This window comes from Pseudomonas fluorescens, assembly GCF_902497745.1.
Lineage (GTDB): Bacteria > Pseudomonadota > Gammaproteobacteria > Pseudomonadales > Pseudomonadaceae > Aquipseudomonas > Aquipseudomonas fluorescens_BM.
This window is the reverse complement of record NZ_CABVHJ010000003.1, coordinates 170,538-186,674: the sequence shown is the minus strand read 5'-3', so window position 1 is coordinate 186,674 and position 16,137 is coordinate 170,538. Positions and strand designations below refer to the sequence as shown.

The following is a 16,137-nucleotide window of genomic DNA, read 5'->3' as shown; positions in this document are numbered from 1 at the left end:
GCTAAGGAGCAAACCGCAGGGGCAGAAGGCGCCTTCGGTTGATATCAGTTATTCCGTTGCGGAATCACTGGGTGCTATCGGTTTGTCATCCATCGGCGAACCTTGCGTCCGACCGTCGGGGGTCGATGATACATTCACTTACATACTGTTCGATAGCGTGCTTATGTTTGTATTGGCTTGTTCAACATTGATGACCGGAGGATTGCAATGTTTCGTCAGACGCTTCGCCACACCGTAACGATTGCCCTGATCAGCCTGCTCGGCGCGATGAGCGCACAGGCCGCCGACGCACCGGGGATGCGCATCGGTGTGCGCGGCGAGATCACCGGGGTCAGTGCCGACTCACTGAAAGTCCACGTCAACAGCGGTGAAAACGTGGTGATTCAGTTGACCGGTGACACCAAGGTTCGCGCCGTCACCCTGGCCAATATCGAAGACATCAAACCCGGCAGTTACATCGGTTCGGCGGCCATGCCGCAGGAGGACGGCACGCTCAAGGCGCTGGAAGTGCATGTGTTTCCGCCGGAGCTGGCGGGGAGTGGCGATGGCCATCGACCGTTCGATCTGGCCAAGGGCAGCAGCATGACCAATGGCAGCGTCGGCGATCTGGTGGTGAGCAACGGGCGGGTGCTGACGGTGAACTACAAGGGCGGGCAGCAGAAGATTCTGGTGCCGGAGGATGTGCCGATTGTGAATTTGGTGCCGGGGGATCGGGGTTTGTTGAAGGTTGGGGTGAAGATTGTCACGTTTGTCACGCAGAGTGCGGATGGCACGCTGACGGCGCAATCGATTTCTGCCGGCAAGGACGGTGTCACTCCGCCGATGTAAAAGCCCCTCACCCTAGCCCTCTCCCAGAGGGAGAGGGGACTGACCGAGGTGTCTGGCGCTATACATCGACCTGAAAGACTTGCAGCGATTATGGATTCACAGCAGCACTTTCAGGTCGGCAAATCTTTTGAGCATCCCACGGTCGGCCCCCTCTCCCTCTGGGAGAGGGCTGGGGTGAGGGTAAAGCGGCCACAAAAAAGGCGACCTTAGTGGGTCGCCTTTTTCGTTGCACTTAAACCTTACTGCCCGCTGTAAATCTGATCAAAAACCCCACCATCATTGAAGTGAGTCTTCTGCACCGTACGCCAGTCACCAAAGGTCTTCTCCACCGAAAGGAAATCCACTTTCGGGAAACGATCGGTGTACTTCGCCAGCACCGCCGGATCACGCGGACGCAGGTAATTTGCCGCGGCAATCTCCTGACCTTCCGGCGACCACAGGTACTTCAGGTACTCATCAGCCGCCGCACGCGAGCCTTTCTTGTCGACCACTTTATCGACTACGGAAACCGGTGGCTCAGCCTCAGCGGACACACTCGGGTAGATCACTTCAAACTGATCACGACCAAACTCGCGGGCAATCATTTCCGCTTCGTTTTCGAAGGTCACCAGCACGTCGCCGATCTGGTTGGTCATGAACGTGGTAGTCGCGGCGCGGCCACCGGTGTCCAGTACCGGCGCTTGCTTGAACAGTTTGCCGACGAAGTCCTTGGCCTTGTTTTCGTCGCCACCGTTCTTCAGCACATAACCCCAGGCTGACAGGTAGGTGTAGCGGCCGTTACCCGAGGTTTTCGGGTTTGGCACGATCACTTGTACGCCGTCCTTGAGTAGATCCGGCCAGTCTTTCAGCGCTTTCGGGTTGCCTTTACGCACGATGAATACAGTGGCCGAGGTGAACGGTGCGCTGTTGTTGGGCAGACGCGTGACCCAATTCTCCGGCACCAGTTTGCCGTTGTCGGCGAGGGCGTTGATGTCGGTGGCCATGTTCATGGTGATGACGTCTGCCGGCAGGCCATCGATCACCGAGCGCGCTTGCTTGCTCGAACCGCCGAAGGACATCTGTACCGTGATGTTTTCGTTGTGCTCGGCCTGCCAGTGTTTCTGGAACGCAGTGTTGTAGTCCTTGTAGAAATCGCGCATCACGTCGTAGGAAACGTTGAGCAGCGTCGGGGCTGCCTGAGCGATGTTGGCCAGGGCCAGACCGGCGGCGAGAAGTGAGGCGCCAAAGAGTTTTTTCACTGCGCATTCCTTGTTTTATCTGTGTAGGAGCAGGGGGTGATGTTCAATTGCCACTGACTATAACGGGGCACGCATAGTCGTTTAAAGATTAAAAAGCTCTTTGCTTATTCCAGTTTCTTGAACAGTGCATTGCCGCATCGCGAGCAAAATGCCGCGCCGTGTTCATGGCTGTTTTTCTTGCACACCGGGCAGTCGTGTTGCAGCTGTTCGCCGCGCATGGCATTGGCCAGTTCAGCGGTGAAAATCCCCGTAGGAACGGCGATGATCGAGTAACCGGTGATCATCACCAGCGACGAAATCACCTGGCCCAGCGGGGTCTTCGGCACGATGTCGCCGAAGCCGACGGTGGTCAAGGTGACGATAGCCCAATAGATGCCTTTGGGAATGCTGGTGAAGCCATGCTCCGGGCCCTCGATCACGTACATCAAGGTGCCGAACACCGTCACCAGGGTGCAGACGCTGACCAGAAACACGACGATCTTCTGCTTGCTGCCACGCAGCGCCGACATCAGGTAATTGGCTTGCTTGAGGTACGGGCTGAGTTTGAGCACACGGAAGATCCGCAGCATGCGGATGATCCGGATGATCAGCAGGTACTGCGCATCGCTGTAATACAGGGCGAGGATGCCGGGCACGATCGCCAGCAAATCCACCAACCCGTAAAAGCTGAAGGCGTAGCGCAAGGGTTTCGGTGAGCAGTACAGACGCAAGATGTACTCGCCGAGAAAGATGATCGTGAAGCCCCACTCGATGTAGGCCAGCACGTCGGCGTAGTTCTGGTGAATGCTGTCGATACTGTCGAGCATCACGATCACCAGACTGGCGAGGATGATCAACAGCAGGATGCCGTCGAAGCGACGCCCGGCGCGGGTGTCGCTCTGGAAAATCATCACGTAAAGCCGTTCGCGCCAACTGTTGCTGCTGTCCATGGATAACGCCTGAATCGAAGATCAGCGCAGCCTAGGTTGATTCTCCCCGTGAGCGCAAGGCGCACGCTCGACGGTGGCTTTGCCGAGCATCTGAATCCCGGCGCGGATCAGCCAGCCGGCGAGGATGAATGGCGCGGTCAACGTGGCGAGCCCCACCGCTGCAAACAGCGGTGTAACTAGCAGCGCTAACACGATGCCGACCAGCGGCAGCCAAGGTTGTTGACGTTGCGTGCTGAAGGCGAGGGCGGCGAGCACGGCGTTGTAGCTGCCAAGACCGAGCAAAGCGGCGCTGGTTTCGTGATGCAACAGGCTCGAACCTAGGCCGATCGCCGACGCCAGCAGCGCCCAGCAGAATGCACGGCGATCAGCGATCAGCAAACCAATGGCGATCAATGCGCCGGCCAGTGGATGACCAAGGAACATCACCTGGCCCAAACCGCGCAATTCGGCGGCAAGCACGTTCAGCGTGTTCATCTCGATGTGCGCCATCGGCGCCGACGGTTCGGCAAACAGCAGCAATACCCAGCTCATGGCCACGAACGGCGAGGTGTAGGCCGGAATCGATCGGCTGCTGTAGACATGTTTGAGCCATTGCTGCGTGACCATCGCACTCAAGCCGCCGGCGGCGAGAATCAGCGGTGGCAGCAGCGGCGACCACGGGAAATACAGGCTCAGCAACAGGCCAAGCAAAATGCCGTTGTAGCTGAACAGCCCGGCCTGGCGATCAGCCTTGGCGTAGTTGCGCCGTTGCGCAGTGAGCAATCCGGCGACGGCACCGAGCAGCGCTCCGGCGAACAGCACCGGCGCGGTCAGCAGGATCGCCAACAGGCACAGCAGGCCGCACAGGGGATGGCGCTGGAGGAATATTTGACTGAAACCGTTGAGCAAAGCCTCGGCCCAGTCGGGGCAGTGGGTGTTGAAATGATTGGCAGGCATGGCAGGTCATTCGATACTGATCGTTCCCACGCTCTGCGTGGGAATGCCTCAAAGGACGCTCTGCGTCTGCTCTTGGGACGCAGAGCGTCCCGGGCCGCACTCCCACGCAGAGCGTGGGAACGATCATGGTGGGGGGCTTAAATCAATGTTTCGATCCGCAGCGAGTTAGTCGAGCCCGGCTGGCCGAACGGCACGCCGGCAGTGATCAACAGTGTGTCGCCACGCTCGGCCATGCCTTGGGCCTGGGCGATTTCCAGCGCGGTCGAGCAAACCTCATCGACCTGACGCAGGCGATCGTTGACCACCGAGTGAATCCCCCATGCCACGCTCAAACGCCGCGCGGTCTGCAGGTTTGGCGTCAGGTTGAGGATCGGCGCTTTCGGCCGTTCCCGCGCCGCACGCAAACTCGACGTACCCGACTCGCTGTAATTGACCAACACCGCTACCGGCAGCACGTTGCTGATACGCCGGATTGCGCAACTGATCGCATCGGAAACGGTCGCTTCAGCTTTCGGCCGACTGACGTCGAGCTGGGTCTGATAATCCGGGCCGTTTTCCACCTGACGAATGATCTTGCTCATCATCTGCACGGCTTCCAGCGGGTACTCACCGGAGGCGGTTTCCGCCGACAGCATCACCGCATCGGCACCTTCGGCCACGGCGTTGGCAACGTCAGTCACCTCGGCGCGGGTCGGAGCAGGGGAGAAACGCATCGATTCCAGCATCTGCGTCGCCACCACCACCGGTTTGCCCAGTTCACGGCAAGTGGTGATGATGTTTTTCTGAATCTGCGGCACGCTTTCCGCCGGCACTTCGACGCCGAGATCACCGCGAGCGACCATGATCGCGTCGCTCAATTCAGCGATTTCACGCAGTTGCTCAACGGCCGAAGGCTTCTCGATTTTCGCCATCAAAAAGGCTTTGTCGCCGATCAATGCGCGCGCTTCGATGATGTCCTGCGGACGCTGCACAAACGACAGCGCAACCCAATCCACACCCAGCTCCAGACCGAAGCTCAGGTCGCGGCGATCCTTGGCGGTCAGCGGGCTGAGATCGAGCACCGCTTGCGGCACGTTGACGCCTTTGCGATCCGACAACTCGCCGCCGTTGAGCACGGTGGTGTCGATGGCGTCGGCGTATTTGGTGACCACGCGCAGACGCAGTTTGCCGTCGTCGAGCAGCAGATCCATGCCCGTTTCCAGCGCGGCAATGATCTCCGGATGCGGCAGATTCACCCGACGCTCATCGCCCGGTGTCGCGTCCAGATCCAGACGGAACGCTTGCCCACGATGCAGCTGTACTTTGCCGTCGGCGAACTTGCCGACGCGCAGTTTCGGCCCTTGCAAGTCCATCAGAATGCCCAGCGGATAGTTGAGCTGGCGCTCGACTTCGCGGATCCACTGATAGCGCTTGGCGTGGTCGGCGTGATCGCCGTGGCTGAAGTTCAGGCGGAAGATATTCACCCCAGCCTCGACCAGCTCACGGATGTCTTCGATGCCATCAACAGCAGGCCCGAGGGTGGCGAGGATTTTGACCTTTTTATCAGGCGTCATGATTTGCAGTTCTCAAGGATCAGAATGGCGCGGAAGTCGTTGACGTTGGTGCGGGTCGGCTCGGTGACGATCAGCGCATCGAGCGCCTGGAAATAGCCGTAGCCGTTGTTGTTATCCAGCTCGTCGCTGGCGCTCAGGCCAAGGGCGGCGGCGCGGGCGTAGCTGTCCGGGGTCATGATCGCGCCGGCGTTGTCTTCCGAGCCGTCGATGCCGTCGGTGTCACCGGCCAGCGCATAGATGCCGGGCTGGCCTTTAAGGTTTTCGGTCAGGCTCAGAAGGAACTCGGCGTTGCGCCCGCCACGGCCATTGCCGCGCACGGTTACCGTGGTTTCACCGCCGGAGAGAATCACGCACGGCGCTGCCAATGGCTGACCGTGATGGATGATCTGGCGGGCGATGCCGGCGTGGACTTTCGCCACTTCCCGGGATTCGCCTTCGAGGTCGCCGAGGATCAGCGTGCTGAAACCGGCCTGACGGCATTTCACCGCAGCGGCATCCAGCGATTGCTGCGGGCGGGCGATTAGCTGGAAGTGACTGCGCGCCAAGGATGGGTCACCGGGTTTGACGGTTTCCGACTCCGGGCTTTGCAGCCAGTTGCGTACGGAAGCGGGTATCTCGATGCCGTAGCGTTTGATGATCGCCAGCGCTTCAGCGGAAGTGCTTGGGTCGGCCACGGTCGGGCCGGACGCGATGACCGTGGCGAGGTCGCCCGGGACATCGGAAATCGCGTAGGTATAAACAGTGGCAGGCCAGCAGGCCTTGCCGAGACGGCCACCCTTGATCGCCGAGAGGTGCTTGCGCACGCAGTTCATCTCGCCGATGGTCGCGCCGGATTTGAGCAAAGCTTTGTTGATCGACTGCTTGTCGGCGAGGGTGATGCCTTCGGCCGGCAACGCCAGCAGGGCAGAGCCGCCACCGGAGAGCAGAAAGATCACGCGGTCGTCCTCGGTCAGGTTGCTGACCAGCTCCAGCACGCGTTTGGCCACGGCCAAGCCGGCAGCGTCCGGCACCGGGTGCGCGGCTTCGACCACTTCGATTTTTTCGCACGGGGCGCCGTGACCGTAACGGGTCACCACCAGGCCAGACACTTCACCTTCCCAGCAACGCTCGACCACTTGCGCCATCGCGGCGGCGGCTTTGCCGGCACCGATGACGATCACCCGACCGGTACGATCGGCAGGCAAATGGGCTTCGAGGACTTGGTTCGGATGAGCCGCGTCGATGGCTGTGGCAAACAGCTCGCGCAGCAGTTGTTGCGGATCGACCGACATGGCGGGCTCCCGGAATTCTTGTTATTCGAAAGGGCAACTCGGAACCCTTGTGGGAGCGAGCCTGCTCGCGAAGGCGGTGTGTCAGCCAACATGGATGTTGAATGTGCAACCGCTTTCGCGAGCAGGCTCGCTCCCACAGGGTTTTGTGCAGGCTTTATTTGTTGTCGCGAATCGAGAAGTTGGCCATGTGCTCCAGACCCTTGATCAGCGCCGAGTGGTCCCAGTTGCTGCCACCGATGGCCGCGCAGGTGCTGAACACTTGCTGAGCGTTGGCGGTGTTCGGCAGGTTGATGTTCAGCTCTTTGGCGCCTTGCAGGGCCAGGTTCAGGTCCTTCTGGTGCAGGCTGATGCGGAAGCCTGGATCGAAGGTGCCTTTGATCATGCGCTCGCCGTGCACTTCAAGGATCTTCGAGGAAGCGAAACCGCCCATCAGTGCTTCACGCACCTTGGCCGGATCGGCACCGTTTTTCGAAGCGAACAGCAGGGCTTCAGCAACGGCCTGAATGTTCAGGGCAACGATGATCTGGTTGGCGACTTTGGCGGTCTGACCGTCGCCGTTGCCTCCGACCAAAGTGATGTTCTTGCCCATGGCCTGGAACAGCGGCAGAGCGCGTTCAAAGGCATCGGCGTCGCCACCGATCATGATGCTCAGGGTCGCGGCTTTGGCGCCGACTTCACCACCGGAAACCGGTGCGTCGAGGTACTGCGCGCCTTTCTCGTTGATCTTCGCCGCGAACGCTTTGGTGGCAGTCGGCGAAATCGAGCTCATGTCGATAACGATTTTGCCTTTGCTCAGGCCGGCTGCAACGCCGTCGGCGCGGAACAGGACGTCGTCGACCTGCGGGGTGTCCGGGACCATGACGATGATGAATTCAGCTTCCTGCGCCACTTCGCGCGGGTTGGCCAAGGCGACGGCGCCAGCGGCCACCAGATCGGCAGGGGCAGCGTCGTGGTGCGCCGACAGGAACAGGCTGTGACCGGCTTTCTGCAGGTTCGAAGCCATTGGGTGGCCCATGATGCCGGTGCCGATAAATCCGATTTTAGCCATGAGAAAATCCTCTTGTTTTTATAAACAGCCGTAGGAGCTGCCGCAGGCTGCGATCTTTTGATTCTGCTTTTGAAGGTCAAGATCAAAAGATCGTCCGAACGCGGCCCGAGCCTTCGGCAGCTCCTAAAGGGTCATGTGTTCGTTTAGATTGCGTTGTGGGTTTTCAGCCAGCCGAGGCCTGCTTCGGTGGTGGTCAGCGGCTTGTATTCACAGCCAACCCAACCCTGATAACCGATGCGGTCGAGGTGTTCGAACAGGAAGCGGTAGTTGATTTCACCGGTGCCTGGTTCGTTACGGCCCGGGTTGTCCGCGAGCTGCACATGGTTGATCTCGCCCAGGTGCGATTGCAGGGTGCGGGCCAGATCGCCTTCCATGATTTGCATGTGATAGATGTCGTATTGCAGGAACAGATTGGCGCTGCCGACCTGCTCGCGAATCGACAGGGCTTGCGCCGTGTTGTTCAGGTAGAAGCCTGGAATGTCGCGGGTGTTGATCGCTTCCATCACCAGTTTGATGCCCGCGGCCTGCAGCTTGTCGGCGGCGTATTTGAGGTTGGCAACGAAGGTTTTTTCTACGGTTGCATCGTCAACGCCTTGCGGACGAATACCGGCCAGGCAGTTGATCTGGGTGTTGCCCAGCACTTGTGCGTAAGCGATGGCCAGATCGACACCGGCGCGGAACTCCTCAACCCGATCCGGTAGGCAGGCGATGCCGCGCTCGCCCTTGGGCCAGTCACCGGCCGGCAGGTTGAACAGCACTTGGGTCAGACCGTTGGCCTCCAGTTTTGCCTTGATTTCGGCGGAGCTGAAGTCGTACGGGAACAGGTACTCGACACCGCTGAAACCAGCCTTGGCGGCGGCGTCGAAACGGGCAAGGAAATCCTGTTCGGTGAACAGCATGGACAGGTTGGCTGCGAAACGCGGCATGGTGGTCTCCTAAAAACGGATGTGACACGGTTGGTCAGACTGAACGCGATCAAGTCCCCTCTCCTGGGGGAGAGGGTTAGGGTGAGGGGGAATCCTGAGTCTGATCCGAATTTTGCGAGCACCGCAAAACCTTTCCCTCACCCCAACCCTCTCCCGGAGGGAGAGGGGGCTAGTTACGATCAATCAAGCAGCGAAATCGCCGTTGGCGCATCGTTGCCGACCAGCGCCAGGTCTTCGAATTCGTTGACGGCGTTGATCTCGGTACCCATGGAGATGTTGGTCACACGCTCCAGAATGATCTCGACGATCACCGGCACTTTGAACTCTTCGATCATCTGTTCGGCCTTGCGCAGGGCAGGGGCGATTTCCGATGGTTCGAACACACGCAGTGCCTTACAGCCGAGGCCTTCAGCCACTGCGACGTGGTCAACACCGTAACCGTTGAGTTCCGGCGCGTTCAGGTTATCGAAGGACAGCTGCACGCAGTAGTCCATTTCGAACCCGCGCTGTGCCTGACGGATCAGGCCCAGGTACGAGTTGTTCACCACGACGTGGATGTACGGCAGTTTGAACTGAGCGCCGACCGCCAGTTCTTCGATCATGAACTGGAAGTCATAGTCCCCCGACAGGGCCACGACTTTGCGGTTCGGATCGGCCTTCACCACGCCCAGCGCTGCCGGAATGGTCCAGCCCAACGGGCCTGCCTGGCCACAGTTGATCCAGTGACGCGGCTTGTAGACGTGCAGGAACTGCGCGCCGGCAATCTGCGACAGACCAATGGTGCTGACGTAGCAGGTGTCTTTGCCGAACACCTGGTTCATTTCTTCGTAAACGCGCTGCGGTTTTACCGGCACGTTGTCGAAGTGGGTCTTGCGGTGCAGGCTGGCTTTGCGCTGCTGGCAATCTTGCAGCCAGGCACTGCGGTTTTTCAGCTTGCCGGCGGCTTGCCATTCACGAGCGACTTCGATGAACACGGTCAGTGCTGCAGCGGCGTCGGAAACGATGCCCAGATCCGGCGTGAACACACGACCGATCTGCGTGCCTTCGATGTCGACGTGAATGAACTTGCGGCCTTCGGTGTAGACGTCAACCGAACCGGTGTGACGGTTGGCCCAACGGTTACCGATACCCAACACCACGTCGGATTTCAGCATCGTCGCGTTGCCGTAACGGTGCGAAGTCTGCAGACCGACCATGCCCACCATCAGCGGGTGATCGTCCGGGATGGTGCCCCAGCCCATCAGGGTCGGGATCACCGGAATGCCGGTCAGCTCAGCGAATTCAACCAGCAGATCGCTGGCGTCGGCGTTGATGATGCCGCCGCCGGCCACCAGCAATGGACGTTCAGCCTGATCCAGCAAAGCCAGAGCCTTTTCGACCTGCACGCGGGTGGCGGTCGGTTTGGCCAATGGCAGCGGCTGGTAAGCGTCGATGTCGAATTCGATCTCGGCCATCTGCACGTCGAACGGCAGATCGATCAGCACCGGGCCTGGACGGCCGGAACGCATTTCAAAGAACGCTTTCTGGAACGCGTAAGGCACTTGGCCCGGCTCCAGAACAGTGGTTGCCCACTTGGTGACTGGCTTGACGATGCTGGTGATGTCGACAGCCTGGAAGTCTTCCTTGTGCATACGGGCGCGGGGTGCCTGGCCAGTGATGCAGAGGATTGGAATCGAGTCGGCCGAGGCGCTGTAGAGCCCGGTGACCATGTCGGTACCGGCAGGGCCGGAAGTCCCGATGCACACGCCGATGTTGCCGGCCTTGGTGCGGGTGTAGCCCTCGGCCATGTGCGAGGCGCCTTCAACGTGGCGAGCAAGGACGTGATCGATGCCACCGACTTTCTGCAAGGCGGAGTACAGCGGGTTGATGGCAGCGCCCGGGATGCCAAAAGCGGTATCAACCCCTTCACGGCGCATCACCAGAACGGCGGCTTCGATTGCTCTCATTTTGCTCATGGTTTTGTGCCTCTTTACGTTTTGTAATTGTATACAAGTGGCTTTGCGCAGAGTGTATTCACGGCGGACGGCGCAGGTCAATCCATTTTCTCAAGCACCTGTTTCATTCGTCGGAAGCCTTTCTGAGTGTGGCTTTTCGTCGCATGTGGCGCTTTTCGAGAATTATTGTATACAAAAAAATAACTCATTGTGTTCTATTTGTTGCATCGGCCTGCGGCACAAAACCGCAGGCCCACGACTTTCCCTATAACAAAATGAGGACGGCACCATGAGCGCTTTAACCTTGAAAGTCGCAGTCAACCTGGTCAATGAAGCCATCAGTGCAGGGCGCGGCATCAACGCCGCGCCGCTGACCATCGCGGTACTCGATACCGGCGGCCACCTGATCACCCTGCAACGCGAAGACGGCGCCAGCCTGCTGCGCCCGAACATCGCCATCGGCAAAGCCTGGGGCGCGATTGCCCTGGGAAAAGGTTCACGCCTGCTGGCACTCGACGCGCAACAACGCCCGGCGTTTATTGCCGCACTCAACAGCATGGGCCAAGGCAGCGTCGTGCCAGCACCGGGTGGTGTGTTGATTCGGGATCAGGCGGGGAATGTGCTGGGCGCGATCGGCATCAGCGGCGATCTGTCGGATATTGATGAGCAGGTGGCGATCAGGGCGGTGGAGGCGTTGGAGTTGCGGGCGGATGCGGGGGTGGCTGCTTGATCTATAGCGTCTGATTAACCGCCTTCGCGAGCAGGCTCGCTCCCACATTGGATTTGTGCTCAGACACAAAATGTCTGAATACCCCAAGTCCCCTGTGGGAGCGAGCCTGCTCGCGAATACGATCTCAAAAACACATCCTGCTAAAAACCTGGCACTTGCTCCCACATTCACAGAACTAGCCTTTTCATGATCAAGACATGAAAAGGCGAAGGAATGCTGAATCCATCTGCTTCAAATCGTTTGCGCATTGGTCGTTACTCCGAACACAACCGCATCTACCTGCTGACAACCAATACGGCGGGAAGGCAGCCTGTTTTCAGCGACTTTGCACTGGGTCGATTGGTCGCCAGCCAATTTCACGTCGCAGAGGAAATGGGCATTGCCAGTACGTTGGCCTGGGTAGTCATGCCAGATCATTTTCATTGGCTGATTGAATTGAAGCGCGGTTCGCTCGGCGAGTTGATGCAGCGTACAAAATCCCTCAGCACCAAAGCCGTGAATCTCTCGACGGGTCGACAGACCAGTCTTTGGCAATCAGGCTTTCATGATCGTGCATTGCGCAGAGAGGATGATCTGGTGAAGTTGGCTCGGTATGTCGTGGCTAACCCGTTGCGGGCTGGTTTGGTTAAGAAGCTTGGCGACTATCCGCTGTGGGATGCGATTTGGGTTTGAGCGTTATTCTGTGTTGCCGCCATTCGCGAGCAGGCTCGCTCCCACAGGGGATTTGTGAACGCCACAGATCCAATGTGGGAGTGAGCCTGCTCGCGAAGCCGTCACTGCGGTCTATCAGTCCGGCTCACACCCCTTCAACACCAACCGGATAATCGTCTGCGCCGCCGCTTCATAATCCGCCTCGTCCAGCTTGTCCTTCCCCGTGACCGCAGAAATCTGCCAGTCAAAGTCGGCGTAGGTCTGGGTTGCGGCCCAGATGCTGAACATCAGGTGATTGGGGTCAATCGGGGCGATCTGGCCGCGATCGATCCAGCTCTGGATACAGTCGATGTTGTGCTTGGCCTGACCGTTGAGCTGTTCGACCAGGTCGGCACTCAAATGTGGCGCGCCGTGCATGATTTCGCTGGCGAACACCTTGGAGGCGAAGGGCAGGTCGCGGGAGATGCGGATCTTCGAGCGGATATAGCCGCTCAGCACTTCGCTCGGTACGCCGTCCGGGTTGAACGGGGTCGAGGCCTGCAAAATCGGCACGATGATGCTTTCCAATACCTCGCGGTAGAGGTTTTCCTTGGACTTGAAGTAGTAGTAAACGTTGGGCTTGGGCAATCCCGCCTTGGCGGCGATGTCGCTGGTTTTGGTCGCAGCGAAGCCCTTGTCGGCAAACTCCTCACTGGCGGCACGCAGGATCAGTTCTTTGTTGCGCTCGCGGATTGTGCTCATAAACCCGGTGGTTCCTTGCCTGTTCTGGCGGTTGCGCATGGTAGCACCGGCCTCGCGCAGCGCTCAAGAATGCCCCGCGTGGTCTAAGGTCGCGTTATGCTTCGCAACATTCATACATAAAAGGAAACAGGATTCATGGCAGGAAGCAGTTTGCTGGTGCTGGTCGACGATATTGCCACCGTGCTGGACGACGTGGCGTTGATGAGCAAAATGGCCGCCAAGAAGACCGCCGGCGTGCTCGGCGACGATCTGGCGCTCAACGCCCAGCAGGTCTCCGGCGTACGTGCCGAGCGGGAAATTCCCGTGGTCTGGGCCGTGGCCAAAGGTTCTTTCGTCAACAAATTGATCCTCGTGCCGTCGGCGCTGGCGATCAGTGCGTTTGTACCGTGGCTGGTAACACCGTTGTTGATGGTGGGTGGTGCGTATCTGTGTTTCGAAGGTTTCGAGAAGCTTGCGCACAGGTTTCTGCACAGCAAGGCTGAAGACGAGGCCGAACATGCGCAACTGACTGAGGCGGTAGCTGATCCGGCGACCGATCTGGTGGCGTACGAAAAGGACAAGATCAAAGGCGCGATTCGCACTGACTTTATCCTGTCGGCAGAGATTATCGCGATCACTCTGGGCACCGTGGCAACGGCCTCGCTGACTCAGCAAGTGATCGTGATGTCGGGCATCGCTATCGTCATGACTGTCGGCGTTTACGGTCTGGTGGCGGGCATCGTCAAACTCGACGATCTCGGCCTGTGGCTAACCCAGAAGCCTGGGCAGGTCGCGAAGAAAGTCGGCAGCGGCATTCTGAGCGCGGCACCGTACATGATGAAAACCCTGTCGGTGGTCGGTACGGCAGCGATGTTTTTGGTCGGCGGCGGCATCCTCACCCACGGCGTGCCGGTGGTGCATGACTGGATTGAAGGTGTTGGCGCAGCGGCCGGGAGTGCCGGGTTTGCGGTGCCGATGTTGCTCAATGGTGTGGCGGGGATCATTGCCGGTGCGGTGGTGTTGGCGGTGGTTTCCGTCGTCGGCAAGATCTGGAAAGCCGTGAAGGGCTAACCAGCGACACAAAGCAAATGTGGGAGCGAGCTTGCTCGCGAAAGCGGAGTATCAGTCGACTTAAGTATTGACTGGATTACCGCATTCGCGAGCAAGCTCGCTCCCACAGTGTTTTGTGGCAACCGTTTTTACTCGGCGATCTGCAACTTGCGCGCTTCGGTGTACACGTAACGCACTTTCTCGTACTCGAACGGCGAGTTCATCTGACCATATCGGAAACTGGTCTGATAACGCTTGTCGACCGCACGCAGGGCCCAGACTTCCGGATGGTTGGAGCTGACCTCCGAGACGTTGAGGAAGTTGATCGCCGACTCGGCGGTGTAATCGACAGCCAGGCCTGCAGTGTCACGGATGTTCGACGGGCCGAAGATCGGCAGTACGAAGTAGGCACCGCCCGGTACACCATAGAAGCCCAACGTCTGACCGAAGTCTTCGCTCTGACGCGGCAGGCCCATGGCGGTGGCCGGGTCCCACAGGCCGGCGATGCCGATGGTGGTGTTGAGCAGCAGGCGCGCGGTGGTTTCCATCGAGCGCTGGCCCTTGAACTGCAACAGGCTGTTGACCAGGTTCGGCACGTCACCAAGGTTGTTGAAGAAGTTGCTCACCCCGGTGCGCACGAAGCTTGGCGTAATGTAGCGATAGCCATCGACCACCGGCAGGAACACCCATTGGTCGAAGCGATAGTTGAAGTGGTAAACCCGGCGGTTCCACGATTCCAGCGGGTCGTAGACGTTCAGCGCGTTGAGCGTCGAGCGCTCGAATTCGCGCTGATCCAGACCCGGGTTGAATTTGAGTTTGGACAGCGGCTCCTTGAAGCCGTCGCTGTCGACGACGACCGGCGCGTTGGCTTTACTGTTATCGGCCTGGGCCACGCCTGCGCAGAGAAGCGCTGCAATCAGCAGGAGATATTTAGCCACGGAAGAACTCCAGCATGGCGTCGCTGTTGACGCGGTAGTTAAGGTTGCCGCAGTGGCCACCCAGTGGGTAAACGGTCAGGCGATCACCGAAGGTCTTGCGCAGGAAACCGAGGTCGCCCGGGCCGAGGATCACGTCGTCGGCGTTATGCATCACAGCGATTTTCGGGCTGTCATGCAGATAATCCTTCAGCGCATACAGGCTGACCTGATCGATCAGTTGCAGCAGGCTGCCGCCATCGGTGCGCGCACGCCACATCGGAATCACTTGATCGGTCAGGTAGCAATCGAAATCGCATTGCAGCGCACGCTTGAGGAACGGCGTGAGGCTGGTGCCTTCGGTGATCGGGAATTTCGGCGGGGTAATCAGGCCACGGCGGTTGATCAGGTCCGAGGTGAAGGCGATATCGGCCGCGGAGAAGCGGAACGAGGTGCCAATCAACATCGCCATCTGTTCGTTGGTCAGGTGTTGCTTGGACTGCTGGAAGTCGTAGAGCAGCGCATCGTTGAGGTCGATGTAGCCTTTCTGCTGGAAGTAGCGGGTCAGTTTGGACAGCACCAGCTCGTAGAATGTGGTGCTGGTGTTGATGCCTTTGACTTCGGTCTGCACCAGTTTGTCGAGGTTGGTGACCGAGGTGTAAAGGTTGACCGGCGGATTGAGCAGCAAGACTTTCTTGAAGTTGAAGCTGCGGCGCGTCTCGTCCAGATGCGCGACGAACGCAGCATCAAGAGCACCGAGGCTGTAGCCGGTCAGGTAATACTCGGTCACCGGCAGTTTCGGATTCTGCGCCCGTACGGCCTGCATCACCCGGTACATGTCTTCGGCGTCTTCCTTGGTTACGCCCGGGGTGGCGAAACGCGAGGCGGCGCTGATGAAGTCGAAACTGGTCGGCGACGACAACTGCACGACGTGGTAGCCGGCCTTGTAGTAGAGCTTTTTCAGATATTCGTTGAGCGTGCTGTCATAGCGTGCGCCGGTGCCGGCGATCAGGAAAATCAGCGGTGCCGGTTTGTCTTGGGTGGCGATGCGATAGGTGAGCTTTTTCACTGCCCAGAAGTTGTCCGGCAGGATGAACTCTCGCTCCGGGCGCAACGTCAGGCTGCGGTCCGACTGATTGATATCGTCGTCCAGTGGCAGCTCCGGGCGTAAATCGGGCGGGGTCGTGGCGATGGTCGCCTCGAACGGATTGGTCAGCGGGTAGCCATAGCTGGCGGCATCGATATCCACCGCCAGTGCGGACGCACTCAAAATAAGGCCGCTGAACAGCGCGGCGAAGCGCAAGGAACGGAGCATGACTAGATCCCTTAGAGGAAGGTGCCGAATGAAGTTCGCAGGCTATGACCACCGGGCTTGCGCCAAAGTGCCATGCTGCGGCACCAAACAGGCA

At 59.2% G+C, this 16,137-nt stretch carries 15 protein-coding genes; 4 read left to right on the top strand and 11 right to left on the bottom strand.

Translation table 11 applies throughout. The features are described 5' to 3' along the window. Nucleotides 1-207: 207 nt before the first annotated feature. Nucleotides 208-828 carry a DUF5666 domain-containing protein gene (locus F8N44_RS05965; protein ID WP_150649684.1) on the top strand — a complete coding sequence of 207 codons (621 nt, stop codon included), beginning with the start codon at nucleotides 208-210 and terminating at the stop codon, nucleotides 826-828. Nucleotides 829-1,067: 239 nt separating this feature from the next. Here the strand turns inward: F8N44_RS05965 and F8N44_RS05960 are convergent, their stop codons facing one another. The 8 genes from F8N44_RS05960 to gcl form a co-directional block, all read right to left on the bottom strand. Continuing rightward, entirely contained in the window at nucleotides 1,068-2,066 is a 999-nt protein-coding gene (locus tag F8N44_RS05960; RefSeq protein ID WP_034151535.1) for a sulfate ABC transporter substrate-binding protein, read from the bottom strand. Between the two features lie 104 nt (nucleotides 2,067-2,170). Next, nucleotides 2,171-2,995, bottom strand: coding sequence for an ion transporter (locus tag F8N44_RS05955; protein ID WP_007919942.1), 825 nt, complete (start codon nucleotides 2,993-2,995; stop codon nucleotides 2,171-2,173). Nucleotides 2,996-3,016: 21 nt separating this feature from the next. Then, nucleotides 3,017-3,931 (bottom strand): urea transporter, encoded by a 915-nt coding sequence (locus tag F8N44_RS05950; protein WP_150649683.1) that lies wholly within the window; start codon nucleotides 3,929-3,931, stop codon nucleotides 3,017-3,019. Between the two features lie 137 nt (nucleotides 3,932-4,068). Further along, a complete protein-coding gene (gene pyk / locus F8N44_RS05945; RefSeq protein WP_150649682.1) occupies nucleotides 4,069-5,484 on the bottom strand; it encodes a pyruvate kinase in 1,416 nt (471 codons plus the stop codon). After that, nucleotides 5,481-6,755 (bottom strand): glycerate kinase, encoded by a 1,275-nt coding sequence (locus F8N44_RS05940; protein ID WP_150649681.1) that lies wholly within the window; start codon nucleotides 6,753-6,755, stop codon nucleotides 5,481-5,483. Before F8N44_RS05940 ends, pyk begins: the two co-directional genes overlap by 4 nt. A gap of 154 nt (nucleotides 6,756-6,909) precedes the next feature. Continuing rightward, the gene (locus F8N44_RS05935; protein WP_007919937.1) at nucleotides 6,910-7,803 is read right to left on the bottom strand and encodes a 2-hydroxy-3-oxopropionate reductase; all 894 of its coding nucleotides are present in this window, start codon (nucleotides 7,801-7,803) and stop codon (nucleotides 6,910-6,912) included. A gap of 143 nt (nucleotides 7,804-7,946) precedes the next feature. Beyond that, nucleotides 7,947-8,729: a hydroxypyruvate isomerase gene (hyi, locus tag F8N44_RS05930; RefSeq protein WP_150649680.1), complete on the bottom strand. Its 783-nt coding sequence runs from the start codon at nucleotides 8,727-8,729 to the stop codon at nucleotides 7,947-7,949. A 179-nt stretch (nucleotides 8,730-8,908) separates the two neighbouring features. Continuing rightward, nucleotides 8,909-10,684, bottom strand: a complete 1,776-nt coding sequence (gene gcl, locus F8N44_RS05925; protein WP_008083509.1) for a glyoxylate carboligase — start codon at nucleotides 10,682-10,684, stop codon at nucleotides 8,909-8,911. A gap of 268 nt (nucleotides 10,685-10,952) precedes the next feature. On the opposite strand from gcl, the gene F8N44_RS05920 reads away from it, so the two are divergent. Next, nucleotides 10,953-11,393, top strand: coding sequence for a GlcG/HbpS family heme-binding protein (locus F8N44_RS05920; RefSeq protein ID WP_150649679.1), 441 nt, complete (start codon nucleotides 10,953-10,955; stop codon nucleotides 11,391-11,393). 213 nt (nucleotides 11,394-11,606) lie between these two features. Then, nucleotides 11,607-12,065, top strand: coding sequence for an REP-associated tyrosine transposase (locus F8N44_RS05915; protein ID WP_150649678.1), 459 nt, complete (start codon nucleotides 11,607-11,609; stop codon nucleotides 12,063-12,065). 114 nt (nucleotides 12,066-12,179) lie between these two features. Here the strand turns inward: F8N44_RS05915 and F8N44_RS05910 are convergent, their stop codons facing one another. Next, nucleotides 12,180-12,785 carry a TetR/AcrR family transcriptional regulator gene (locus tag F8N44_RS05910; RefSeq protein WP_007919931.1) on the bottom strand — a complete coding sequence of 202 codons (606 nt, stop codon included), beginning with the start codon at nucleotides 12,783-12,785 and terminating at the stop codon, nucleotides 12,180-12,182. 135 nt (nucleotides 12,786-12,920) lie between these two features. Between F8N44_RS05910 and F8N44_RS05905 the strand changes: the two genes are divergently transcribed. Then, nucleotides 12,921-13,835, top strand: coding sequence for a DUF808 domain-containing protein (locus F8N44_RS05905; RefSeq protein ID WP_150649677.1), 915 nt, complete (start codon nucleotides 12,921-12,923; stop codon nucleotides 13,833-13,835). Nucleotides 13,836-13,963: 128 nt separating this feature from the next. Here F8N44_RS05905 and F8N44_RS05900 read toward each other — a convergent pair whose 3' ends face one another. Then, on the bottom strand, nucleotides 13,964-14,752 hold the full coding sequence (locus F8N44_RS05900; RefSeq protein WP_150649676.1) for a VacJ family lipoprotein: 789 nt from the start codon (nucleotides 14,750-14,752) through the stop codon (nucleotides 13,964-13,966). Then, entirely contained in the window at nucleotides 14,745-16,043 is a 1,299-nt protein-coding gene (locus F8N44_RS05895) for a serine/threonine protein kinase (protein ID WP_034151543.1), read from the bottom strand. Before F8N44_RS05895 ends, F8N44_RS05900 begins: the two co-directional genes overlap by 8 nt. Nucleotides 16,044-16,137: the final 94 nt, after the last annotated feature.

What these genes read in the sequence shown, in the direction of transcription:
- hyi (WP_150649680.1), bottom strand. Translation starts at nt 8,729, where the DNA reads ATGCCGCGTTTCGCAGCCAACCTGTCCATGCTGTTCACCGAACAGGAT.
- F8N44_RS05950 (WP_150649683.1), bottom strand. Translation starts at nt 3,931, where the DNA reads ATGCCTGCCAATCATTTCAACACCCACTGCCCCGACTGGGCCGAGGCT.
- gcl (WP_008083509.1), bottom strand. Translation starts at nt 10,684, where the DNA reads ATGAGCAAAATGAGAGCAATCGAAGCCGCCGTTCTGGTGATGCGCCGT.
- F8N44_RS05965 (WP_150649684.1), top strand. Translation starts at nt 208, where the DNA reads ATGTTTCGTCAGACGCTTCGCCACACCGTAACGATTGCCCTGATCAGC.
- F8N44_RS05940 (WP_150649681.1), bottom strand. Translation starts at nt 6,755, where the DNA reads ATGTCGGTCGATCCGCAACAACTGCTGCGCGAGCTGTTTGCCACAGCC.
- F8N44_RS05935 (WP_007919937.1), bottom strand. Translation starts at nt 7,803, where the DNA reads ATGGCTAAAATCGGATTTATCGGCACCGGCATCATGGGCCACCCAATG.
- F8N44_RS05915 (WP_150649678.1), top strand. Translation starts at nt 11,607, where the DNA reads ATGCTGAATCCATCTGCTTCAAATCGTTTGCGCATTGGTCGTTACTCC.
- pyk (WP_150649682.1), bottom strand. Translation starts at nt 5,484, where the DNA reads ATGACGCCTGATAAAAAGGTCAAAATCCTCGCCACCCTCGGGCCTGCT.
- F8N44_RS05905 (WP_150649677.1), top strand. Translation starts at nt 12,921, where the DNA reads ATGGCAGGAAGCAGTTTGCTGGTGCTGGTCGACGATATTGCCACCGTG.
- F8N44_RS05910 (WP_007919931.1), bottom strand. Translation starts at nt 12,785, where the DNA reads ATGAGCACAATCCGCGAGCGCAACAAAGAACTGATCCTGCGTGCCGCC.
- F8N44_RS05920 (WP_150649679.1), top strand. Translation starts at nt 10,953, where the DNA reads ATGAGCGCTTTAACCTTGAAAGTCGCAGTCAACCTGGTCAATGAAGCC.
- F8N44_RS05895 (WP_034151543.1), bottom strand. Translation starts at nt 16,043, where the DNA reads ATGCTCCGTTCCTTGCGCTTCGCCGCGCTGTTCAGCGGCCTTATTTTG.
- F8N44_RS05955 (WP_007919942.1), bottom strand. Translation starts at nt 2,995, where the DNA reads ATGGACAGCAGCAACAGTTGGCGCGAACGGCTTTACGTGATGATTTTC.